This is a genomic window from Streptomyces sp. NBC_01275, from assembly GCF_026340655.1.
GTDB lineage: Bacteria > Actinomycetota > Actinomycetes > Streptomycetales > Streptomycetaceae > Streptomyces.
In genome coordinates this window covers 2,087,311-2,110,463 of sequence record NZ_JAPEOZ010000001.1, presented here as the reverse complement: position 1 = coordinate 2,110,463, position 23,153 = coordinate 2,087,311, and the positions used below count along the sequence as shown (strand labels likewise).

Sequence of the window (23,153 nt, the reverse complement as noted above, 5' to 3'; positions counted from 1 at the left end):
TTGTGTACGCTAGTACACATGGGATACCTGACGCTCGCCGGAGCCATCGCCGCCGAGGTGGCCGCGACGACCGCCATGAAGTACAGCGAGGGCTTCAGCAAGCTCTTGCCCACGGTCCTGACGGCCATCGGCTACGTGATCTCCTTCCTCCTCCTGGCCCAGACCCTGAAGTCCGTGGGCATCGGCACCGCCTACGCGATCTGGTCCGGCGTGGGCACCGCGACCATCGCCGTTCTGGGGCTCGCGCTCTTCGGCGAGGCCCTGACCCTCACCAAGGTCGCCGGGATCGTGCTGATAGTCGGCGGAGTAGTGGTGCTGAACCTGGGAGGCGCGCACTGATGCCCCGCCGCCACGACCCCGAGCGCCGCCAGCGGATCATCGACGCGGCGATCCGCGTCGTAGGCAAGAAGGGCCTGGCCGGGCTGACCCACCGTTCGGTCGCGGCCGAGGCGGACGTCCCGCTCGGCTCCACGACGTACCACTTCAAAACCCTCGACGACCTGATGATCGCCGCCCTGCGCCAGGCAAACGAGGGCTTCGCCAAGGCCGTGGCCGCACGCGAGGGCCTCCGCGCCCCCCATCCGGACCTGCCCGCCGAACTGGCGGCCCTCCTCGCCGACTGGCTGTCCGGCGACCGCACCGGCGTGGAACTCGAGTACGAGCTCTATCTGGCCGCCCTGCGCCGCCCGGCACTGCGCCCGGTGGCCGCCGAGTGGACCGAGGACGTGACCGACCTGCTGTCCGCCCACACGGACCCCGTCACCGCCCGGGCCCTGGCAGCCCTGATGGACGGCATCTGCCTCCAGACCCTCCTGACGGACACCCCGTACGACGAGACGTACACACGACAGACCCTGGCCAGACTCATCCCCACACCCCACTGACCGTGGGACCGACCACAGCCTCCACCGTGGCCCTCGACGGCGGGACGGCCGCAGGACGACGGGAGCGGGCCGTGGCGGTACGTCGCAGTCCGCCGCTTAGCTCGTCACTGCCAAGTTCAACTGTGGCAGCAGGCAGCAGTACGTCCGACACGCGGCGGACTCGACGTACCGCCACGGCCCCGACCCACGACGAAAGAGCCTGCGAAACCGCTTGCGAAACCCCTTGTGAGACGGCGCGCACCCGACCCCGACGGCCCGCCACCTGAGACACAACCCCGCTGGTTAGCCTCCGCACCCCGCCTCCGGTTAGGTTGCCCTCATGACCGACACGACTGCTCCTCGCACCACCGGCGCGGTGGCCGCCGGCCTCGCCACCATCGCCGCCGACGGCACTGTTCTCGACACCTGGTTCCCCGCCCCCGAGCTCTCCCCCGAGCCCGGCCCGTCCGGCACCGAGCGCCTGTCCGCCGAGAAAGCCGTGGAGCTGCTCGGCGAGGGCGCCGCGAAGGCGATCGGTCAGGACGCCCGCCGCGGCGTCGAGGTGGTCGCGGTCCGCACGGTCATCGCCGCCCTCGACGACAAGCCGCTCGACGCACACGACGTCTACCTCCGGCTGCACCTCCTCTCCCACCGCCTGGTCAAGCCGCACGGCCAGAGCCTGGACGGCATGTTCGCCCACCTCGCGAACGTCGCCTGGACCTCCCTCGGCCCGGTCGCCGTCGACGACGTCGAGCAGGTCCGTCTGAACGCCCGCGCCGAGGGCCTGCACCTCCAGGTGACCTCCCTCGACAAGTTCCCCCGCATGACGGACTACGTGGCACCCAAGGGCGTCCGCATCGCCGACGCCGACCGCGTCCGCCTGGGCGCGCACCTCGCCGAGGGCACGACGGTCATGCACGAGGGCTTCGTCAACTTCAACGCGGGCACGCTGGGCACCTCGATGGTCGAGGGCCGCATCTCGGCCGGCGTCATCGTCGGCGACGGCTCGGACATCGGCGGCGGCGCGTCCACGATGGGCACGCTCTCCGGCGGCGGCAACGTGATCATCTCCATCGGCGAGCGCTGCCTCATCGGCGCCGAGGCGGGCGTGGGCATCGCCCTCGGCGACGAGTGCGTGGTCGAGGCCGGCCTGTACGTCACGGCGGGCACCCGCGTCACCATGCCGGACGGCCAGATCGTCAAGGCCCGCGAACTCTCCGGCGCCTCGAACATCCTCTTCCGCCGCAACTCGGTCACCGGCACGGTGGAGGCCCGCCCGAACAACGCGGTCTGGGGCGGCCTGAACGAGATCCTGCACAGCCACAACTGACACCAGGCGCTCCCCGCCCCTCACCCCTGGCCCCCGCCACCCCCGAAGCGCCCTGCCCCCGCCCGCGGCAGGGTGCTTCGTCAGGAACTCGTGAGGACGACGAGTTGCCGGGTGGCCCGGGTCATCGCGACATAGCGGTCGACCGCTCCTTCGACGCCCGTGCCGAACGCCTCCGGGTCGACGAGGACGACCAGGTCGAACTCGAGCCCCTTGGACAGCTCCGGGGTCAGCGACCGGACGCGGGAGGTCGCTCGGAAGGCGGGATCGCCGATGACACAGGCGATCCCGTCGGCATGGTCGGCGAGCCAGGCGTCGAGGATCGAGCGCAGCTCCGAGACGGCGCCGTGCACGACGGGTACGGCGCTGCTGCGGATGGAGGTCGGCACGTTGGCGTCCGGGAGAACGGCCCGGATGACCGGCTCGGCCTCCGCCATGATCTCTTCCGGCGTCCGGTAGTTGACGGTCAGGGACGCCTGGTCGATCCGGTCGAACCCGACCCGCTCGAGCCGTTCCCGCCACGACTCGGTGAATCCGTGTCTGGCCTGGGCCCGGTCCCCGACGATGGTGAAACTCCGGGACGGGCACCGCACCAGCAGCATCTGCCACTCCGCGTCGGTGAGTTCCTGAGCCTCGTCCACGACGACGTGCGCGAACGGGCCGGCGAGCAGGTCGGGTTCGACGCCGGGCAGTGCGCTCTCGTCGACCAGGGCGTCCCGCAGGTCCTGTCCGTGCAGCATGCCCAGCGCGCCTTCGCTCTCGTCGATCTCGACGTTCTGCAGCAGGCCGTCGATGACATCGGCCCTGCGCGAGCGTTCGGCGGCGACGGCGGCTTCGTTCCGACGCTTACGCCGCGCCGCCTCGGGGTCGCCGAGCCGCTGCCGTGCCGCGTCCAGGATCGGCAGGTCGGACACGGTCCAGGCCTGGGCGTCCGCGCGCTGCAACCGCTGAACCTCGTCGGGGCCGAGCCAGGGGGCGCACCTGCGCAGATAGGCGGGCACCGACCACAGGTCGGAGACGAGATCGGCCGCTTCGAGCAGCGGCCACGCCCGGTTGAAGGCCGCGCGCAACTCCCTGTTCCGCAGCAGCGACCTGCGGAGCAGATCGGCCGAGACCTCGTCGTCCCGCGCCGAGGCGGCGTCGTCGTGCTTGTCGACGAGGATCGTGAGCAGCTCCTCCCAGACCTGGTCGCGCGCTTCGTTGTGCGGAGTGCCGGGCTCCGCGGCTTCGAAGGCGACGGCCCAGTCGTCGGCGCTCAGCCAGATGTCGGACCAGTGGGTCGTGACCGTCATTCCCTTGGCGGGCGGCTCCTCGTAGAACCTGACGGCCGTCTCGATCGCCTGCAGCAGATCAGCGGACGATTTCAGGCGAGCCACGTCCGGATCGGCCTCGGCCTCGACCGCGGCCGAGGCTCCCTCGGCGACGAGGTCCCGCAGGGTGCAGGTCTGCACGCCCTCCTCGCCGAGGCTGGGGAGGACGTCGGCGACGTAGCCCAGGTAGGGCCGGCTCGGGCCGACGAACAGCACGCCGCCCCGGCGGTGCCCGAGACGGGGGTCGGAATACAGCAGGTAGGCGGAGCGGTGCAGGGCGACGACGGTCTTGCCCGTGCCCGGACCGCCGTCGACGACGAGGGCGCCGCGGGATCCCGCGCGGATGACGGCGTCCTGGTCGGCCTGGATGGTGCCGAGGACGTCTCGCATCCGTGCCGAGCGGTTGCCGCCGAGGCTGGCGATGAAGGCGGACTGGTCGTCGAGGGCGGCGTGCCCGACGAACCCGTCCGAGGTGAACACCTCGTCCCAGTAGTCGCCGATCCGGCCGCGGGTCCAGCGGTACCGGCGGCGGCTCGCCAGACCCATCGGGTTGGCGTGGGTGGCTCCGAAGAACGGCTCGGCCGCGGGGGAGCGCCAGTCGAGCAGCAGCCGACGCCCCGTGCTGTCCGTGAGGCCGAGCCGTCCGACGTAGACGGGCTCGGGGCCGTCCGCGGCGACCATGTGTCCGAGGCACAGGTCCAGGCCGAAGCGGCGCAGTGTGCGCAGGCGGCCGGTCAGCCGGTGGATCTCCATGTCCCGGTCCATGGCCTGCCGGCCGATGCCGCCGGGCGTGCGGCGCTCGGCGTCGAGGCGGTCGGTCAGCTCGGCGATCGACTGCTCGAGGCATTCCGCGACGGCCGCGAAGTGCCGTTCGTCGCCGCCGATCAGTGTCGGGTCGGCCTTGGGGGAGAGGCGGTCGGGAAGGTCGAACGCGCTGGTGGTCAGGGGGTTCACTGCATCAGCTCCCGGCTGACGGTGTCGAGCAGCAGCCTCGCGGCCACCGTCGCACCGTCGGTTCGGATCGTGTCGGCCACGGCGGTGGCCCGTACGCGGGTCTCGGGGTCGAGGGCGGTCTCGAGCGCGGCCGACAGGGACGCGAGGGTCGGCGTCGGACCGTCGTGCGCAGCGCCGATGCCCAACCGGGCCACCCGGTCGGCCCAGTACGGCTGGTCCACGATCTGGGGCACCACCACCTGAGGCGCGCCGGCCCGGGCGGCCGTCGTCGTGGTGCCCGCGCCGCCGTGGTGCACGACGGCGGCGACCCGGCCGAACAGCGCCTGCTGGTTGACCTCGCCGACGGCGAAGCAGTCGTCTCCCGCGTCGATCAGGCCGAGGTCGGCCCAGCCGCGCGCGACGATCGCCCGGCGGCCCTGCGCGCGGACCGCCTCGATGGCCACCTGGGCGACGTCCTTCGAGCCGTGCATGGGCATGCTGCCGAAGCCCACGTACACCGGTGGTTCGCCGGCCGCCAGGAACGCCTCCAGCTCGGCCGGCAGCGGGCGTTCGTCGGGCAGGAGCCACGCGCCGGTCTGCACCACGTCGAGGTCCGACGGCTGCGGCCACGGACCCAGGACCGGGTCGGCCGCCAGCCACGGGCGGTCGGTGAACACATGGCGGCGGACGTCGTCCACCGCAGGCCGGCCGATCGACATCCGGTGGGCGTTGATTCCCGGGCCGTACAGGGCGTTGAAGCTGTGGGCGTTCAGCTCCCACAGCGCCCGGTTGTCGGTCGTGTCCGGGGGGAGCGGCCAGAGCGGCAGCGGGTGCGGCGCGTGGTGCGGGGACGGCAGCATGGTCGGGAAGCAGGCCACGTACACGAAGGGGACGCCCAGCTCCTCGGCCACCGACCGTGCCCCGGCCACGGCCGGGACCAGGCCGGTCGCCACCACCGCGTCACATCCCTCGGCGGCCGCGGCGACCGCCTCGTACTGCGCGGCGACCAACGCCGCCGCGCGCTGCGGCAGGCCCTCCGGCGTCATCGGCGTCGTCCCGGTCACCAGCGTGCGCACGGGCGCTGCGGCCGGCGCCAGTTCCACGCCGACACCGGCCAGCAGCTTCGCGAACTCCTCGTCCGACGGCGCGCACACCCGTACCTGCGCACCGAGCTCCCGCAACCGCACCGCGAGCCCCGCCATCGGCTGGACATCCCCGCGCGACCCATACGTCGACAACAACACACGCACTTCGCGACCCCCGTTTTCCGCAGATTGTGGCCTCGGCCGGAGATTCTGCGGCACGACGGGGGCCTTGCCGCAAGGCCCCCCATGCGCTATACGTTGAGAGTGGAAAGGAGTGGGTACTCCCCTTTCCCTCTCGTCCGCAGTCTCGTGCGCGGTGAACGGACACCCTCCCCGCGAAGCGGCGCCGTCGCCCTTCCCGACTTTTCGGCAGAGTCGTCGTCGGAGTCCTCTCAGATCTTCTTCGGTTTTTCTTCGGAGCGGCAGGCATAGCCGGGGCGCACCGCAGGCGTCACAAGGGGCGCAGGGGCCGGGCACAGGGCCGGCCCCCGGGGGAAGTGAAGGTGACGATGGATGCCGCAGGACTCGAGAGTTTCCGGGACTTCGTGGACAGCAGGTCGTCGGCGCTGCTGAGGACGGCGGTCCTGCTCAGCGGCGGCGACCGGCACGCAGGCGAGGATCTGCTCCAGAACGCCCTGGTCAGGGCGGCGGGCCGCTGGCACCGCATCGACGAGCCCGAGGCCTACGTACGGCAGATCCTCTACCGTCAGCAGATCAGCCGCTGGCGGCTGAAGTGGCCGCGACGCGAGGTCAGCGTCGCCGAGCCGCCGGAGAGCCGCGCCGACACGGACGCCTCCGCCGCCGCCGAACTGCGCGTCGTGATGCGCGCGGCCCTGTCCCGGCTGACCGCCCGTCAGCGCACGGTGCTGGTGCTGCGCTACTTCGAGGATCTGCCGGAGTCGGAGGTGGCCGCCCTCCTCGGCTGCTCCGTGGGCACCGTACGGTCCACCACTCACCGCTCGCTCGCCCGGCTGCGCTCCCTCGCGCCGGAACTCGCAGCCCTCGGCCCCGCGGACGCCGAGCAGGCGTCGTCCCGTGACTTCTCGCCCGTGGAGGTGCGTCCGTGAACGTCGACGAACTCGTGCGCGACTCCCTGCGCGAACAGGCCGACCAGCAGATTCCCGCGGTGGCGGGACTCGCCGACCGGGTGCTGGCCCTGCGCCGGCGCCGCCGGACCCGCCGGATCGCGTCCGTCGCGGCCGCGACCGCCGCCGTGGTGGCGGTCGCCGTGGCCGTGCCGCTGCTGAAGCCCGGCGGTACGACCGACGTACGTCCCGCCGACGTCATGGAGCCGGACCGGATCACCGCGCACCCGGACCAGTCGCCGCCGCGCGATCTGATCGCGGCGGGACGGACGGCGCTGGCCGCGTACTTCTCGCGCGCCGTCGTCCCGGTCCCGCACACGGCCGACCAGGCGATCTCGACGCACACCTACTGGCTGCTGAACCCGACGACGAAGAAGTACGTGAAGACCACCAAGTGGTCATGGGTCGCCGTCGCCCCGGGGCTGCAGACCGCCGCCGTCCTGGAGCAGAACCTCCCCGCCCACCGCATCGGCCTGCTCGACCTGGCCAGCGGCGAGGTCAAGCGGTGGATCCCCGTCGACCACACCGTCGGCGGACTGGCGTTCTCAGGCGACGGCAGCAAGCTCGTGGCGACGACGTACAGCGCGAACCCCGATCTGGTGATCACACCGAAGGACGACTCGGAAGGCGAGCAGCCGGTCGTGGAGCAGTCGCACCGCACCGGCTTCTACGTCCTGGACGTGGCCTCCGGGCAGGGCTCCTGGAGCGAGGTGCAGTCGGGCGATCCGAACGACCCCAGCTCCTTCCTCAACAGCCGTCAGGACTTCGCCTTCAGCCGCGACGGCGGCCTCGTCTGGTCGGGCCTGCCCTCGGAGCCCGGCTACCAGTACTACGACCTGAAGGGCAGGCAGGTCGACGCGCCCGCCGACGGCAAGCACGTGCAGTGGTACGTCGACGCGGGCTTCTCGCCCGACGGCACGAAGCTCGCCGGCGACTTCGCGGGCAAGAAGTACAAGACGTCCTCCTGGATCGTGGACCCCCGCACCGGGAAGAACCTCACCGAAACGCACGGTCAGCAGTTGCTGGCCTGGGCCGACGACTCCTCGCTCGTCGCCTGGGACATCGGAAAGGACGGCAACGAGTTTCACCAGCGGCTGGTGCTGGTGACGCTGAACAGCGACAAGGTGGTCCCGCTCAGCGACTTCCGGGCGACCAAGGACAACACGCCGGGACGTTGGGAGCCGGTCTTTGCGGACCGCTGACCGCCCCCTGCCGCGGACCGCCGACCGCCCCATGCCGCGGACCGCCGACCGGCCTTTGCCGCGGACCGCCGACCGCCCCATGCCACGGATCGCCGACCGGCCTTCGTCGCGCACCGCCGACTGGCCCTCGCCAGGCGTCCGTCCGCGTCTTCGTCCGCGTTTCCACCCGTGTCTCCGTCAGGCGGCCATGAGCCGCTCATAGACCGCCCGCAGCCCGTCGACCGTCTCCCGGTCGGCGGGCCGCAGCGGCGCCCGGACCGGCCCGGCCGGCAGCCCGAGCGCGCTGAGGAGTCCCTTGACGGTCACGGTCCCGGGCAGCCCCGAGGACATGACCGACTCGATGAGCTCCGTGGCCCGTTGCTGAAGCCGGGCCGCCTCGGCCGTCCCGCCCGCGTCGAACGCGTCCACAACCGCCCGGAGTCGGTCCGGGACCAGGTTCGCGACGGTGCTGACATAGCCCGTCGCGCCCACCGCGTACAGGGCGAGGTTGTGCTCGTCGCAGCCCGCGTAGTACGCCAACTCCGTGCGGGACAGCACCTTCTGGACGCCGAGGAAATCGTAGGAGCAGTCCTTGACCGCCACGATCCGGGGGTGCTCGGCGAGCCGGACCACCGTCTCCGGCTCGATGCGGACGCCGGTGCGGCCGGGGATGTCGTACAGCATGACCGGCAGTCCGGAGGCGTCCGCGACCTCCCGGAAGTGCGCCTCCAGGGCGTCCTGCGGGGGTCGGCTGTAGTACGGGCTGACGACGAGCGCCCCGTCCGCGCCCGCCTTCTCCGCGGCGAGGGCGAGGGCGACGGTGTGCCGGGTGTCGAAGGTGCCCACGCCCGCCACGATCGAGGCCCGCTCGCCCACCGCCTCCCGCACCGCCGCGATCAGCTCCGCCTTCTCGGCGTCCGAGGTGGTCGGCGACTCGCCCGTGGTGCCGGACAGCACCAGCCCGTCGCAGCCCCCTGCCACCAGCCGGTCGGCGAGCCGCTGGGCGCCGTCGAGGTCCAGCGCGCCGGTCTCGGTGAAGGGAGTGATCATCGCGCAGAGGGTGCGGCCGAAGGGAGAGTTCCCGGAGCGTGCGTTCGTCATGGAAGCAGTCTCGGTAACACAACCGTGAAGCTCCACTTAAATCTTCTACGAGGTATCGGTAAGGGATGCTGCGAAGAGAGTGTCGTCGGCCGGCGGCCTCGGTCGGCAGCGCCCGGCCGCCAACCGAAAGCTGAAGTCGTCTGGACAAAAAAAGTGTTCGGTGAGACGGTGGACGCATGCTGGACGTGACCGTGATCGAGGACCCCGAGGCCGCAGCGGTCTCCCTGGACCCCATACGGGGCCGACTGCTGGCCGAGCTGGCGGCGGGACCCGCGTCGGCGGCGATGCTGGCCGGCAAGGTCGGCCTGCCGCGACAGAAGGTGAACTACCACCTCAAGGCCCTGGAGCGGCACGGCCTGGTGGAGCTGGCAGGCGAGCGCCGCAAGGGCAATGTCACCGAGCGCCTGATGCGCGCGACCGCGGCCTCGTACGTGATCTCGCCGCTCGCCCTCGCCCAGGTGCAGCCGGACCCGGACCGGTTCCGCGACCAGCTCTCCGCGCGCTGGCTGCTCGCGCTCGGCGCCCGCCTGGTGCGGGACGTCGGCTCGCTGATCACCGGCGCGACGAAGGCCCGCAAGGGGCTGGCGACCTACGCGCTGGACGGCGAGGTCCGCTTCGCCTCGGCCGCCGACCGGGCCGCCTTCATCCAGGAGCTGACGGCCGGGGTCGCCGCCCTCGTCCGCAAGTACGACGCCCCGGACGTCGACGGCGGCCGCGACCACCGGATCGTCGTGGCCGTCCACCCCACGGTCAAGGACCGGACCGCCCCCGAGCTGGACCAGTAATCGAACTAGTAGTCGATCCGGTAGTCGAGCCAGCAACCGAGCCAGTAACCGAACCACCAGGAGCACGTCATGCCGCAGGACAAGGCAAAGGCAAAGGAATTCGAGATCGCCCGCGAGTTCGAGGTCGACGCCACGCCCGAGGAGGTGTGGGCGGCGATCACCAGCGGCACCGGCGGCTATCTGTGGCCGATGGAGCCGCCCGAGCCCCGGGTCGGCGGCACGGGACCCTTCGGGTCGAAGGTCACCGCCTGGGACCCGCCCCACCGCTACACCAACCGGGTCGAGGACGTCGAGGGCATCTCCCAGCAGACCCTCAACCAGCTCGACTACACCGTCGAGCCGCGCGACGACGGCCGGCGTGCCTGGGTGCGGTACGTGCACAGCGGCATCTTCGTCGACGACTGGGACAACCAGTACGACGGTGCGGGCCGGCACACGGACTTCTATCTGCACACCCTGCGCGAGTATCTGGCGCACTTCGCGCCCCGGCCGGTGGCCTTCGCGACCCTGGACGGCCCCGAGCCGTCGACGGCCTCCGACGCCTTCACCGCCGTCGGCCGGGCGCTCGGTCTCGCGGACGACACCGCCGAGGGGGAGCGGGTCCGGGCCCAGGGTCCTGACGGGCGGGTCCTGGACGCCGTACTCGACTACCGGAACCCGTACTTCATCGGGCTGCGCACCGACAGCGCTCTCATCCGTTTCTTCGGACGCAACCACTGGGGCGCGCCGGTCGGGATCAGCGTCCACGACTTCGCGCCGGACGCCGATCCCAAGGCGAACGAACTCGCCTGGCAGGGCTGGCTGGACGAAACGTTCAGCCAGCCCCGGTAGCCACTTCCGAAAGCCCTACGGCAAGCCCTACGGCAAGGCCTACGGCTCGAAGCGCAGCACCTGCGGGTCGTGGTCGCTGATCTGGTCGTGGAACTCCGAGTTGATGTGCACGCTGTCGTACTCGAAGTCGCAGCCGCGCCGGATCGACGGGCTCACCAGGATCTGGTCCAGGACCTGCTGGTTGCCCTGGTAGTCGTAGGAGTAACGCTCGCTCCTGGGCAGCGACTTGATCGCCGACCACAGCGCGCCGTCACTCTCGAGGATCTGCGCGGTGCCGGAGAACTCGAAGTCGTTGATGTCGCCCAGGGCGATGACGTCGGCGTTCTTCTGCACGTCGAGGATGTCCTTGACGAACGCGTTGACCAGCGTCGCCTGCTGGTGGCGCTGGGTCTCCGAGCTGCGCACCACCGGCTGGTACTGCGCGGTCAGCCCCTGGTCGCCGCCCTTGGAGTTGAAGTGGTTGGCGATCACGAAGACCGTGCGGCCCCGGAAGACGAACTCGCCGACCAGCGGCTTGCGGCTGGCGTTCCAGGCGGTGTTCGCAGGATCGATGCGCCCCGGCGAGGCGGTCAGCTGCGGCTTGCCGTGCACCTTCGTCACGCCGACGGCCGTGGTCGCGTCGCCGCCCGCGCGGTCGGTGAAGGAGACCCGCTCGGGGTTGAACAGGAACACCTGACGGATGTTTCCGCCCGGCTCGCCGCCGTCGGCGCCGTTGACGGGGTCGATCGAACGCCACTCGTACCGGGGGCCGCCCGCCGCGACGATCGCGTCGATCAGCTTGTTCACGGTCACGTCGGCGGCGGTCGTGCCGTCGTTCGTCGCGCCGTTGTCGTCCTGGATCTCCTCCAGGGACACGATGTCGGGCGACTTCAGGTTGTTCACGATCGCGGAGGCGTGCTCCTCGAAGGTGGCGTCGGACGGGTCGAGGTTCTCGACGTTGTACGTCGCGACCGCCAGCTCGCCCTTCTTCTGCTTCTGCGTCGTCTCGCGCTCCAGCCCGCCGCTCTTCAGCGTGCCGAGCTGGCTCGCGACGAGCGTGTAACCGCCGAACTGGTTGTAGTCCAGTGGGCCGGTCGTGGCGCCGGTGAGCTGGTCGCCGACGTTCGCGGCGGGGAAGTCGGCCGTGGCGCCGAGCGACTGGATCTGGAGCCGGCCGGTGTTCTGCGAGGTGTACGAGCCGTACACGGTGCCACCGCGGCGGCTGGTGTTCTCGTGCGGCTTCACCGTGACCCACAGCTCGCTGTACGGGTCGGTGCCGGTGACCACCCGGGCGTCCGTGACCTGGACGTTCATGCCCTCGAGGGACTCGTAGTAGTCCAGGGCGTACTTCTTGGGCTCAAGCGTGAGGGCGTTGATCGAGTTGCTCGCCGCGGCGTCGCCCTCCGGGGCGTACGCGGCCGGGACCGAGCGCGCATTCACGACGGTCGCGGCCGGAACCGCGTTGCCGCTGGAGACGACGGTCACCGTCGGCTTGGTGATCTCGGTCACCGACTGGTTGCCGGTCGAGGCGCCGCCCGGGACGAACTCCGAGACCGTGCCGGTGACCGTGACGGAGTCGCCGACGGCGACCTTCGGGGTGGAGCTGGTGAAGACGAAGACGCCCTCACTGGTGGCCGGGTCGGCGTCCGGGTTCGGATCCTGGATCCAGAACCCTCTGGACGAGCCGTAGGTGCGCACACCGGTGACGATTCCGGCCACACCTGTGACCGCCTTGCCGGCGTACGGGGAGATCCGGGTGGTGCCCTGGATGTCGTGGACGGCCACCGTGTCCGCCTGCGCGGGCGCGGTGAGGGCGACGGTGGAGGCCGCGGAACAGACGGCGGCGACGGTGAGCGCGGCGAGACGCGCGGACTTGTTGCTCGGCAACGGGATCCCTCCGGGGACGTGCATGGGCGCCGGGACGAGGGTGCAGCATGAATCGGGGGGCCGCGACCTGTGGGGCGGTGCGCGACGCGCGTAGAAAATACAGTGAACAGATGTCCAGCTGATTTCTACGCGCGTCAATCTCGTGCCTGGTCAGGCCAGTTGTCAAGGTTTCGGCCATGTACGGGACCCGACGGAGACGTGAACCGGGCGGCATGGGTCCATATCCGTCTAGGCTGAGCGCTTGGGCCGTACGCCGTCCAGGCAGCCGTACGGCGTACATGGCGTTCTAGGAGAAACAGTCGATGTCAGACAGCTCCCCCCTGCCGCCGGTGCGGCTGCATCCCGAAGCGGAGCTGGCGCGCGACGCGCTGTCCACGCCGTTGCTCTCCCGCGCCGCCAGGCTCGCCCGCTGGGCCGGTCCCGAGACCCGGGTCGACGCCGGAGGCGGGCTCGCGCAGGAGCAGTTGGAGGCCGCCGCAGAGGTGCTCGGACTGACCGGGGAGGACGCGGTCGCCTACGCGAGCGAGTCCTGGCGGGTCGCGGTGGACGCAGGTCTCGTCGAGGTCGTCGACGAGGAGGCGGGCACCGTCACGGCCGGCGAGGACCTGGCCCTGCTCACCGGCGGCGCCCCGCACGACGTCCTCGCCGTCTGGCTCGGCGCCCTGGAGACCGTCCTCGCCGACGCCAGCGTCCCCGACCTCGACGAGCTGATGGACGCCATGGACGAGGGCGGCGACATCGATTTCTCCCGGCTCGACTGGGACCCCGAGGCCGAGGCCGCGTTCCTGGACGGCGTGCTCGGCAACCTCTATCTCCTCACCGCCAACGAGGACGGCCCCGGCGACGGCCCCGTCCCGCTCCCCGCGCTCGCCGCCTCCATGATCGTCCCCGGCGACATGGACGAGCCCACCAACGACGTCCTGGAGCAGGTCTCCGACGCGATGATGCGACTCGACGACCAGTTCCGGCTGCTGGAGCCGATCGGCCTCGTCGCCTACCAGCCCGTCGACGAGGCGCTCATGGCGGACCCCGAGGAGGAGCCCGCCGCACCGGTCGACGAGACCGACGTCTCCCGCTACGGCATGGTCCGCCTCACCCCGCTCGGCGTGTACGGGCTGCGGGCGAGGCTGCTGGAGTCCGGCTTCGAGGCCCCGGCCGTCGGCGACCTCGCCGACAAGGGCGCCGACGTCCTCCTCGACGGCAGCGCCGGCTTCGGTCCGCGGGCCGCCCGCGCCGAGACCGAGCAGTGGCTGGACCGCCGCGAACCCGTCTCCGCCGCACGGGAGTTGCTGGCCGCCGCCCGCGGCTCGGACCCCGGCGCACCGCTGCGCCGGCTGCGCTGCCAGCAGGCGCTCTCCCTGGTCGGTGCGCAGGCCGAGCCGGCCGTGCGCGAGGTCCTCGACGACGCCGAGCTCGGCGGACTCGCACGCGTCTGGCTGAGCGAGCTCGGCGCGAGCGACGTACCGGCCCCCTCCGAGGACCTGGTCTTCTGGCTGACCATCGACACCCTGGCCGCGCAGCTCGCCGCCGAGGGCAACTCCGAGGAACTCCAGGCCCTCGTCGAGGGGTTGGCCCAGCAGCACAGCGGGTTCTTCGCGGCGGCCTGGCGCGTGGAACACCCGGCGACGCCGGACGTCCTGGAGGCGATGGGCCGCCTCCACCCGGACAAGCGGATCGCGAAGGAGGCGCGCAAGGCGGCGTTCAAGGCACGCTCACAGCAGGGCGGGTGAGCCGACGCCTGGACCGAGGGGCGGACTGAGAGACGATCCGAGCGACGGTCTGAGCGACGGACTGAGAGACGGTCTGAGCGACGGACTTTTTGAGATCCCGTGGGCCGGTCCGTACGGATTCATGGAAGCGGGTCTCTCGAAGTCGCCCTCCGTTCAACTCCCGTTCAGGCATGGGCGGGACGGTGGCGCCGAACCGCGGTCCGCCACCCTCCACGGCACGCCCACCGTCTCAGGAGACACCATGTCGCTCACCCGCAGGGACTTCGCCAGACAATCCGCGATCACCGGCGCCGGGGTCGCGCTGGCGGGCAGCGTAGGCGCCCTCGCCACCGCGCCGAACGCCCTCGCCGCCACGGACACCGAGGTCGCCGGGGACGCCGCGCAGCAGTCGGCCGCCGCGCACGGAGGGGTCGGCTACGGACCGCTGATCCCCGACCCCGACGGCATCCTCGCGCTGCCCGCCGGGTTCAAGTACCGGATCATCACCTACAGCGGGAAGACCACGCTGGAGTCCGGCGAGATCACCCCGTCCAACCACGACGGCACCGCCGCCTTCGACGGCCCGCGCGGCGCGACCCTCCTCGTCAACAACCACGAGCTCAAGGGCCCGCGCTCCGCCTGGGCCCACCCCGTCCCGCTCACCGAGGGCCTGGTCTACGACCCGGCGGCCTCCGGCGGCTGCACGGTCGTCGAGGTCCGCCCCGGCGGCCAGGTCGCCGAGTGGGTCGGCATCGCCGGCACCTCCACCAACTGCGCGGGCGGCAGCACCCCTTGGGACACCTGGCTCACCTGCGAGGAGACCGAGGACAAGGCCGGCCAGAACGGCATGACCAAGGACCACGGCTACGTCTTCGAGGTCGACCCCGAGGACCGCCGCGCCAACCGCGGTCCCAAGCCGATCAAGGCGCTGGGCCGGTACGCCCACGAGGCCGTGGTCATCGACCCCAAGCGCGGTCACGCCTACCTCACCGAGGACGCCTCGGGCCCCAACGGCCTGCTCTACCGCTGGACCCCGCCGGAGGGCCACTGCCACGGCCGCGGCGCGCTGCGCGGCCTCGCCGACGACGCCGGCGTGCTCCAGGCCTTCAAGTGCTTCGACTCCGGCGGCCAGTTCGTCGACGACCTCTCCCGCGCCACGAAGATCGGCACGGTGTACGGCGTCGACTGGGTGACCGTCCCCGACCGCGACGCGAAGACCGTATCCGTCCGCAAGCAGTTCGCCGCCGGCCAGATCACCCGCGCCCGCAAGCTGGAGGGCATGTGGTGGGCCGACGGCGGCACCTACATCGTCTCCTCCTACGCCCGTGAGGAGAGCCCCGGCGCCCAGCACGACGGCGCCGTCTGGTTCTACGACCCCAAGCGCCGCACCCTGACCCTCAAGGTCCTGCTCGGCGTGAACCCCGACCCGTCCGTCGACGGCGCCTTCGACGGCCCCGACAACATCACCGTGTCCCCCTACGGCGGCCTCGTCATCGCCGAGGACGGCGAGGGAATCCAGCACCTCTTCGGCGCGACCGACAGCGGCCGCACCTACCCCATCGCCCGCAACGAACTCAACCTCGGCACCGAAGACGCCCCGGAATACAGCGAGTTCACCGGCGTCACCTTCTCCCCCGACGGCCGCACCCTGTTCGCCAACATCCAGACGCCGGGCATCATGCTGGCGATCACGGGGCCGTGGAAGCGGCAGAAGCGCGGGTAACCCCTCCAGCCAAGGGGCCTCTCCAGCCAAGGGCCCCCTCCAGGGTCTGGCGAAGCGGGGGACTGACATCTAACATTTCAGTTCATGGAGGCCGTGCCACGCACTCTGCTCAGGGACCGCGCCTACGCGGCGATCCGGGACGCCATCGTGACCGGGGCGATCGAGCCCGGGGCGGTGGTGCGTGACGCCGATCTCGCGGAGCGGCTCGGGCTGTCCCGGGCGCCGGTGCGGGAGGCGTTCGCCCGGCTCGTCGACGAGGGGCTCCTGGAGAGCAAGCCGCAGAGCTACACACGGGTGACCCCGGTCGTGGCCGCCGACGTACGGGACGCGGCGGCCGTGGTCGGGGCCATGCACGAGCTGGTCGCGCGGGTCGCGGTGGTCCGGCTGCGGGACGCGGACGTCGAGGGGATGCGCGCGGCCAACGAGCGGTTCGCCGCCGCCGTGCGCGTCGGCGACGTGGACGCCGCCCTGCGCGCCGACGACGAGCTGCACGACGTCCTCGTCCGGGTGAGCGGCAACCGCGCCGCGGCCGCCACCGTCGCCCGCTACACCCCGCTCATCCGCCGGCTGGAGCGACACCGCTTCGGCGAGGGCGGCAACTGTCGTTCGGCCGGGCTGCACGAGCGGCTCATCGAGGCCTGCGCCGCCGGTGACGTGGACGAAGCGGTCCGCGTCACCGCGGAGATCTGGCGGGGTCTCGCGGACCTCGCCGAAGGCGACTGACCCCGGGAGGACCCATGTCCCTTTCCTCGTACGACCGTTACCCCTTCCTCTTCGGCCCCTCGCCCGTGCACCCGCTGGAGCGCCTCACCGCCCACCTCGGCGGCGCCGCCCTGTGGGCCAAGCGCGAGGACTGCAACTCCGGTGTCGCGTACGGCGGGAACAAGACCCGCAAGCTGGAGTACCTGGTCGCCGACGCCCTCGCGCAGGGCTGCGACACGCTCGTCTCGATCGGCGGCGTGCAGTCCAACCACACCCGCCAGGTCGCCGCCTGCGCCGCCCGCGCCGGGCTCAAGTGCGTGCTGATCCAGGAGAGTTGGGTGGAGTGGCCCGACTCCGTCTACGACAAGGTCGGCAACATCCTGATCAGCCGGCTCGCCGGCGCCGACGTACGTCTGGTCCGGGCCGGGTTCGGGATCGGCTTCAAGGAGAGCTGGGAGCAGGCGCTGCGCGAGGTCGAGGAGTCGGGCGGCAAGCCGTACGCCATCCCGGCCGGGGCCTCCGACCATCCGCTCGGCGGCCTCGGATTCGCCGGATGGGCGCAAGAGGTCGCCGAGCAGGAGCGGGAGTCGGGCGTCTTCTTCGACACCGTGATCGTGTGTTCCGTGACCGGGTCGACCCAGGCCGGCATGGTCGCCGGGTTCGCGGCGCTGGAGGAGGCGGGCGGGCGGCCCCGGCGGGTGCTCGGCGTCGACGCCTCCGCCAAGCCCGCCGAGACCCGGGAGCAGATCGCCCGCATCGCCCACCGCACCGGACAGCTCATCGGCGTCAAGCGGGAGTTGACCGTCGAGGACGTCGAGCTGGACGAGCGGTACCACGCGGGCGTCTACGGCGTCCCGGACGAGCCGACCCTGGAGGCGATGCGGCTGGCCGCCCGGACCGAGGGCATGGTCACCGACCCCGTCTACGAGGGGAAGTCGATGGCCGGGATGATCGACCTGGTCGGGCGCGGGGAGATCGGCCGGGACTCCACCGTGCTCTACGCCCACCTCGGCGGGCAGCCCGCGCTGAACGCGTACAGCGCGCTGTTCTAGGCGAGCGGGTGGCCGGGTGGCCGGGTGGCCCAGCGGCTGGGTGGCCGGACGGCCGGGGCGTCACGTGGTGGGCTTCGGCCGGGCGCCGGTGATCACCGAGGCGCACACAAGGAGCGCGGTCAGGGCGATCAGCGCGCCGACGCCGAACGCGCGGGACGCGCCGTGGACGAGGATCTCGGAGGGCGACCCGGTCGTGTGCCGGGTCGCCGTGCCGAACACCGTGACCAGGACGGACAGTCCGAGCGTGCCGCCCAGCCACTGCAGGGTCTGCAGCAGACCGGACGCGGAGCCCGCCTCCCGGGGTTCGACGCCCGCGAGGATCGTCGCGTTGAGCGGCATGAAGCTGAGGCCCACGCCCGCGCCCATCAGCAGCATCGGGCCGAGCAGGCCGGTCGCATAGCCGTCGTCGGGTCGCAGCCGCCACAGCCACGCGGCCGACGAGACGAGCAGGGTCATGCCGGTGAGCAGGACCGGCTTGGCGCCGAAGCGGGCCAGCAGCCGGGGCACGAGGCGGACGACCGTGAACAGCGCGAGGGTCAGCGGCAGGAAGGCGAACCCCGCGCGCAACGGGCTGTAGTCCAGAACCTGTTGGCAGATCAGGGTGAGGAAGTAGAACGCGCCGAACATGCCCGCGGGCAGCAGCAGGACGCCCGCGTAGCCACCCGCGCGGTCGCGGTTGGCGAACAGCCGCAGCGGCATGATCGGCTGGCCCGCGCGGGACTCGACCAGGGCGAAGCCGGCCAGCAGGGCCGCCGCCGCGCTGAACCCGAGCTGTGCCTGGAGGTCGCCCCAACCGTCCGAGGAGACCCGGATGAACGCGTACACCAGCGAGGTCGTCCCGGCCGTGCCGGTGAGCGCGCCCGCCACGTCGAACCGGCCCGCGTGGCGCGGGGTCTCGGCGACGAAGCGGGGCAGGGCGAGGGCCACCGCGACGCCGATCGGCACATTGATCAGCAGGGACCAGCGCCAGGACGCCCAGGAGGTGAGCAGGCCGCCGAGGACCAGGCCGATCGAGGCGCCGATGCCCGCCATGGAGGTGTAGACGCCGAGTGCGTGGTGCCGGCGCGGGCCCTCCGGGAAGTTGGTGGTGATCAGGGCGAGGGTGCTGGGCGCGATGAGCGCGGCGCCGACGCCCTGGAGCGCGCGGGCGGCGAGCAGCCAGGCGCTGTCGGCGGCGAGCCCGCCGAGCAGGGAGGAGCAGGCGAAGAGCAGGGCGCCGGCGCCGAGCGTACGGCGGCGGCCGACGATGTCGCCGACCCGCCCGCCGAGCAGCAGCAGACCGCCGAAGGCGAGCGTGTAGGCGTTGAGCACCCAGGACAGCCCGGTGGGGCTGAAGTCGAGGTCCTTCTGGAGGGCGGGCAGCGCGACGTTGACGACGGTGGAGTCGACGCCGACCATCAGATAGGCGGTCACGATGACTAAGAGAGCGGCGCCGAGCCTGGCGGGTCGGGGTGGTGCGGAGAGAGCATCGGTGGTGGTGGACGGGGTGGACATGGAAGTGCTCCCTGTCTGGCGTCCCCGAGTGAGAGGCGTGCGGGCAGCACGGACGGCCCGTCGCGCACCCGACGACAAGCGGGGACTGTCTCCGTTTAGTACCGGGTAAGATACGGAGGCGGTCCCCGCTTTGCAAGGAGTATGTGGATGACGCAGGTCAAGCCCATGCGTGCGGACGCTCGGCGCAACTATGAGCGGTTGCTGAAGGTGGCGGCGGAGGCGTTCGCCGAGCATGGGGAAGGCGCGTCCCTCGACGACATCGCCAAACGCGCGGGGGTCGGGTCCGGCACGCTGTACCGGCACTTCCCGACCCGGCAGGCGCTGCTGGAGGCGGCGTACGTCGAGCGGATCGAGGCGCTCGGGGCGCGGGCCGACGAGATCGCGAAGGAGCTGCCGCCCGGTGAGGCGCTGACGGAGTGGCTCTACGAGCTCTGTGTCGGCACGATCCAGGTACGCGGCCTGAAGGCCCTGCTGGGCTCGGCCGTCACGGACGGCAGCAAGGCCGCGCTCACGGCCTGCAGCACCTCCATGAAGGGCGCGGCGCAGCGGCTGGTCGAGGCGGCGCAGCGGGAGGGGACCCTGCGGCCGGACATCGAGTCGGTCGAGGTCCTGCGGCTGGCCCACGGAGTGTCCACGGCGTCGGAGCTGGCGAACGGTCAGGGCCGGCAGATCCGCCGGTATCTGTCCCTGCTGACGGAGGGGCTGCGGCCCTCGACGGAGGAGTGAACGCCGGGCGCCCCCTGTGGCCGGGGGCGCCCGCAGCGGTCGTACGGCTGTCTACAGGGACTGGGCCGCCGGCTTCACCATGTTGCGCACGGTGCGGGCCTTGACGAAGTCGCCCATGGCGGTCATCTCCCACTCGCCGGAGAACTGCCGGATGAGCTTGGCCATCATCACGCCCGTCTGCGCCTCGGCACTGGTCAGGTCGAAGCGGACCAACTCCTCGCCGGTCGCCGGGTCCACCAGACGGCAGTAGGCCTTGGCGACCTCGGTGAACTTCTGGCCGGAGAAGGAGTTCACCGTGAAGACCAGGCCCGACACCTCCTGCGGGAGCCGGCCGAGATCGACCGTGATCACCTCGTCGTCGCCGCCGCCCTCGCCGGTGAGATTGTCGCCGGAGTGCTTGATCGCGCCGTTCACGATGGAGAGCTTGCCGAAGTAGCAGCTGTCGACGTGGTTGCGCTGCGGGCCGAAGGCGATGACCGAGGCGTCCAGGTCGATGTCCTTGCCGCGGTACGCCGGCTCCCAGCCGAGGCCCATCTGGACCAGCGAGAGCAGCGGGCGGCCGCCCTTGACCAGGGACACGGTCTGGTTCTTCTGCAGGCTCACCCGGCCCTTGTCCAGGTTGATCTTCCCGGCGCCGGGGGCGGGGGCGGCGGCCGGGGTCGCCGCCGCCGGGGAGGCCGCCGGCTGCGCGGGCGCGGCGGCGGGCTCCTCCACGGTGACGCCGAAGTCGGTCGCGATGCCGGCCAGGCCGTTGGCGTACCCCTGGCCGACGGCGCGCGCCTTCCAGGCGCCGCCCCGCTGATAGATCTCCACGACCACCAGGGCCGTCTCGGCGGCGAGTTGCGGGGGCGTGAACGTGGCCAGGACGCTGTCGTCGTCCGCGCTGCGGATCGTGGCGGTCGGTTCGACGCCCTGGAACGTCTGGCCCGCGGCGTCCGGGCTCGCCGTGACGACGATCTTCTCGATGCCCGGGGGCAGAGCGGAGGTGTCGACCGTGATCGCGTCCGGAGCCGAGCCGCCGCCGGAGCGGTACGTCACGCCCGGGCCGCTCGGCTGGTTGTAGAAGATGAAGTCGTCGTCGGAGCGCACCTTGCCGTCGGCGGTGAGCAGCAGGCCCGATACGTCGAGCCGCACCGGGGCGGCGACGTCCACCGTCACGCGCACGACGGGGAGAGGGATGTTCGAGCCGGGGGTCATAGCGGTCATGCCGGGTGAACGAACGACACCACTTTGCCGTTCCCTTACCTGGGCTACGGATACCTGGGCTACGGAACCACGACGATCCCGCTCGCGAAGAGTTCGGGCGCCTCCGGTCTCCTTGGTGAAGTGGGCGGTGGCTGCGCCCTACGGAGAGAGTCGGTTGGATTTTCAGACGCGGATGACCTGTGGCCCCAGCAGTGAGTAGCGGTGGGCCTCGGCCGACGGGAGGAGCGTGCTCGTCACGATCGTCTCCAGCGCGCCGATCTCGGCGAACCGGCAGAAGCTGACCGCCCCGAACTTGGTGTGCACGCCCGCGAACACCGTGCGGCGCGCGGCCCTGACGGCCTGCGCCTTGACCTCGCCGACAGCCGGGTCCGGGGTGGTCAGACCGTGTTCGCGGGAGATGCCGTTGGCGCCGAGGCAGGCGAGGTCGACGGCGAAGCCGGCCAGCATCTTCGTCGTCCAGTGGTCGACGGTGGCCGGCGTTCCGGAGCGGACCCGGCCGCCGAGGAGCAGCACGGAGACGTTCTCGGCCTCGGCGAGCGCGCCCGCGACCGGCAGGGACGCGGTGACCACGGTCAGCGGTCGGTCCCCGGGCAGCGCCTCGGCGATGAGCTGCGGGGTGAAGCCCTCGTCGACGAAGACCGTCTCGGCGTCCCCGAGCAGCCGGCCGCCGCGGCGGCGATCCGGCGCTTCTCGGGCACATGGCTGGTGGCGCGGAAGGCGAGCGTCGTCTCGAAGCCGGCGCTCTCCACGGGATACGCGCCGCCGTGCGTGCGGCGGACCAGTCCGTGGTCCTCCAGGGCGCGCAGATCCCGTCGTACGGTCTCCCTGGCCACGCCCAGTGCGGCGGCGAGCGCGGCGACGTCGACCGAGCCGGTGGCGCGGGCGGCGCGCACGAATCTCGCGCTGGCGTTCCTCCGCCGTTCTCGGGGGCATGCCGTCACCTCGCTTCCCTGCCCGTTCGGGCCCGCCTGGGGTCCGGTGGGATCCATGGGGGAAGTTCTACCGCCGGGGAGCGGCACTGACCAGGCCTGTTGCACGTTCGATGCTGCCCGGGCGCGCCCGTTTCCCGGGGCGGGTGACCGCCTCGGACCTGCGGGGCGGCCGGAAGGCGTGTGCGATCGGGCAGCACGCGTGCCCGGATGCGGCGACGGGCGGGCCCGTTCGGCGCCCGCCCGTGTCCCGAAAGGTCCGCAGGACCGTGTCCGTACGGGTCAGTACGGCCAGATCGGCGGGTCGTTGACGAAGTGGCCGCCCAGGTGGGCGTGGGCGATGTTCTCCGGGTCCAGCTCGCCCTGCTCGGCGATCAGCTTCTCGGCGTACGGTTCGGAGTCGTCCTGCGGCTCGTAGCCGAGGGCCCGCGCGCTCGACAGGTCCCACCACAGGCGGGTGTTGGCGGAGGAGCCGTAGACGATCGTGTGGCCGACGTGCTCGGCGGTCAGCGCCGCGTGGAAGAGGCGGGCGCCGTCGGCCGGGCTCATCCACAGCGACAGCATGCGCACGCTGGTCGGCTCGGCGAAGCAGGAGCCGATGCGCACCGAGACCGTCTCCAGGCCGTGCCTGTCCCAGTAGAGCTGGGCGAGGTCCTCGCCGAAGGCCTTGGACAGGCCGTAGAAGGTGTCCGGGCGATGAGGGGTGTCGATCGGGATCAGGGGAGCGTCTCCCCGGGGGCGGGGGGCGTAGCCGACCGCGTGGTTGGAGGAGGCGAAGACGATCCGTGCGACGCCCTCCTCGCGGGCGGCCTCGTACAGGTGGTACGTGCCCTCGATGTTCGCGCCGAGGATCTTCTCGAAGGAGGATTCCAGGGAGATGCCCGCGAGGTGGACGATCGCGTCGACGCCCCGCACGGCCTCGCGCACGGCGTCCCTGTCGGCCAGGTCCGCGACGATCGCGTCCGGCGCGTCGTCGATCGGGCGCAGGTCGAGCAGCCGCAGCTCGTAGCCGTAGGCCGGGAGCAGGTCCCGCATCAGGGTGCCGAGGCCGCCGGCGGCGCCGGTGAGCAGGACGGTGCGGGGAGCGGGCATCCTCGGGTCTCCTTGGATCACTTGACTGAGTGGACGCATGCATGGCCGTGGTTCACATGCGTGGACACGCTAAGGAGCGGCGGCGACACCCGTCAAGTGTCCTACAGGAGCGGCAAAACTGCTGGTGTCTGAGGGGTTGCCGTGCTTGACCCG

Annotated in this window: 19 protein-coding genes and 1 pseudogene; 12 read left to right on the top strand and 8 right to left on the bottom strand. The window is 71.7% G+C overall.

Annotated features, from left to right (window positions below; all coding sequences use genetic code 11):
• Positions 1-18 precede the first annotated feature (18 nt).
• The 3 genes from OG562_RS09050 (at position 19) to dapD (ending at position 2,193) form a co-directional block, all read left to right on the top strand.
• A complete protein-coding gene (locus OG562_RS09050; protein WP_266395719.1) occupies positions 19-339 on the top strand; it encodes a multidrug efflux SMR transporter in 321 nt (106 codons plus the stop codon).
• Complete coding sequence (locus OG562_RS09045; RefSeq protein WP_266395718.1) at positions 339-884, top strand: TetR/AcrR family transcriptional regulator; 546 nt, start codon at positions 339-341, stop codon at positions 882-884. The genes OG562_RS09050 and OG562_RS09045 overlap by 1 nt, the downstream gene beginning before the upstream one ends.
• Before the next feature lie 319 nt (positions 885-1,203).
• A complete protein-coding gene (gene dapD, locus OG562_RS09040; protein WP_266395717.1) occupies positions 1,204-2,193 on the top strand; it encodes a 2,3,4,5-tetrahydropyridine-2,6-dicarboxylate N-succinyltransferase in 990 nt (329 codons plus the stop codon).
• Positions 2,194-2,273: 80 nt separating this feature from the next.
• Here the strand turns inward: dapD and helR are convergent, their stop codons facing one another.
• Together helR and OG562_RS09030 are read right to left on the bottom strand one after the other, a co-directional pair.
• Complete coding sequence (gene helR / locus OG562_RS09035) at positions 2,274-4,454, bottom strand: RNA polymerase recycling motor ATPase HelR (protein WP_266395716.1); 2,181 nt, start codon at positions 4,452-4,454, stop codon at positions 2,274-2,276.
• Positions 4,451-5,683: a glycosyltransferase gene (locus tag OG562_RS09030; RefSeq protein ID WP_266395715.1), complete on the bottom strand. Its 1,233-nt coding sequence runs from the start codon at positions 5,681-5,683 to the stop codon at positions 4,451-4,453. The genes helR and OG562_RS09030 overlap by 4 nt, the downstream gene beginning before the upstream one ends.
• Positions 5,684-6,027: 344 nt before the next feature.
• On the opposite strand from OG562_RS09030, the gene OG562_RS09025 reads away from it, so the two are divergent.
• Complete coding sequence (locus OG562_RS09025; RefSeq protein ID WP_266395714.1) at positions 6,028-6,585, top strand: SigE family RNA polymerase sigma factor; 558 nt, start codon at positions 6,028-6,030, stop codon at positions 6,583-6,585.
• Entirely contained in the window at positions 6,582-7,805 is a 1,224-nt protein-coding gene (locus OG562_RS09020; protein ID WP_266395712.1) for a WD40 repeat domain-containing protein, read from the top strand. Before OG562_RS09025 ends, OG562_RS09020 begins: the two co-directional genes overlap by 4 nt.
• A 177-nt stretch (positions 7,806-7,982) precedes the next feature.
• Here OG562_RS09020 and dapA read toward each other — a convergent pair whose 3' ends face one another.
• The gene (gene dapA, locus OG562_RS09015; protein ID WP_266395711.1) at positions 7,983-8,885 is read right to left on the bottom strand and encodes a 4-hydroxy-tetrahydrodipicolinate synthase; all 903 of its coding nucleotides are present in this window, start codon (positions 8,883-8,885) and stop codon (positions 7,983-7,985) included.
• Positions 8,886-9,061: 176 nt separating this feature from the next.
• Here dapA and OG562_RS09010 point away from each other — a divergent pair, with 176 nt between their 5' ends.
• Together OG562_RS09010 and OG562_RS09005 are read left to right on the top strand one after the other, a co-directional pair.
• A complete protein-coding gene (locus tag OG562_RS09010; RefSeq protein WP_266395709.1) occupies positions 9,062-9,670 on the top strand; it encodes a winged helix-turn-helix domain-containing protein in 609 nt (202 codons plus the stop codon).
• Positions 9,671-9,739: 69 nt separating this feature from the next.
• Positions 9,740-10,501 carry an SRPBCC domain-containing protein gene (locus tag OG562_RS09005; protein WP_266395708.1) on the top strand — a complete coding sequence of 254 codons (762 nt, stop codon included), beginning with the start codon at positions 9,740-9,742 and terminating at the stop codon, positions 10,499-10,501.
• Positions 10,502-10,540: 39 nt separating this feature from the next.
• Here OG562_RS09005 and OG562_RS09000 read toward each other — a convergent pair whose 3' ends face one another.
• Positions 10,541-12,367 (bottom strand): endonuclease/exonuclease/phosphatase family protein, encoded by a 1,827-nt coding sequence (locus OG562_RS09000; RefSeq protein WP_266409116.1) that lies wholly within the window; start codon positions 12,365-12,367, stop codon positions 10,541-10,543.
• A 302-nt stretch (positions 12,368-12,669) separates the two neighbouring features.
• Here OG562_RS09000 and OG562_RS08995 point away from each other — a divergent pair, with 302 nt between their 5' ends.
• The 4 genes from OG562_RS08995 to OG562_RS08980 all read left to right on the top strand — a co-directional run bounded on the left by OG562_RS08995 (position 12,670) and on the right by OG562_RS08980 (position 17,553).
• Complete coding sequence (locus OG562_RS08995; RefSeq protein WP_266395707.1) at positions 12,670-14,097, top strand: hypothetical protein; 1,428 nt, start codon at positions 12,670-12,672, stop codon at positions 14,095-14,097.
• Positions 14,098-14,338: 241 nt separating this feature from the next.
• Positions 14,339-15,799, top strand: a complete 1,461-nt coding sequence (locus tag OG562_RS08990; protein ID WP_266395706.1) for an alkaline phosphatase PhoX — start codon at positions 14,339-14,341, stop codon at positions 15,797-15,799.
• 84 nt (positions 15,800-15,883) lie between these two features.
• On the top strand, positions 15,884-16,522 hold the full coding sequence (locus tag OG562_RS08985; RefSeq protein WP_266395704.1) for a GntR family transcriptional regulator: 639 nt from the start codon (positions 15,884-15,886) through the stop codon (positions 16,520-16,522).
• A gap of 14 nt (positions 16,523-16,536) precedes the next feature.
• Positions 16,537-17,553, top strand: a complete 1,017-nt coding sequence (locus OG562_RS08980) for a 1-aminocyclopropane-1-carboxylate deaminase (RefSeq protein ID WP_266395703.1) — start codon at positions 16,537-16,539, stop codon at positions 17,551-17,553.
• A 60-nt stretch (positions 17,554-17,613) separates the two neighbouring features.
• On the opposite strand, the gene OG562_RS08975 is transcribed toward OG562_RS08980, so the two are convergent.
• Complete coding sequence (locus OG562_RS08975; RefSeq protein ID WP_266395702.1) at positions 17,614-19,047, bottom strand: MFS transporter; 1,434 nt, start codon at positions 19,045-19,047, stop codon at positions 17,614-17,616.
• 147 nt (positions 19,048-19,194) lie between these two features.
• Between OG562_RS08975 and OG562_RS08970 the strand changes: the two genes are divergently transcribed.
• On the top strand, positions 19,195-19,773 hold the full coding sequence (locus OG562_RS08970) for a TetR/AcrR family transcriptional regulator (protein WP_266395701.1): 579 nt from the start codon (positions 19,195-19,197) through the stop codon (positions 19,771-19,773).
• 51 nt (positions 19,774-19,824) lie between these two features.
• Here OG562_RS08970 and OG562_RS08965 read toward each other — a convergent pair whose 3' ends face one another.
• From OG562_RS08965 to OG562_RS08955, 3 genes and pseudogenes are all read right to left on the bottom strand, one after another.
• Complete coding sequence (locus OG562_RS08965) at positions 19,825-20,970, bottom strand: TerD family protein (RefSeq protein ID WP_266409114.1); 1,146 nt, start codon at positions 20,968-20,970, stop codon at positions 19,825-19,827.
• A gap of 171 nt (positions 20,971-21,141) precedes the next feature.
• Positions 21,142-21,912: pseudogene (locus tag OG562_RS08960) on the bottom strand (DeoR/GlpR family DNA-binding transcription regulator).
• 278 nt (positions 21,913-22,190) lie between these two features.
• Positions 22,191-23,000, bottom strand: coding sequence for an NAD(P)-dependent oxidoreductase (locus tag OG562_RS08955; protein ID WP_266395700.1), 810 nt, complete (start codon positions 22,998-23,000; stop codon positions 22,191-22,193).
• Positions 23,001-23,153 lie beyond the last annotated feature (153 nt).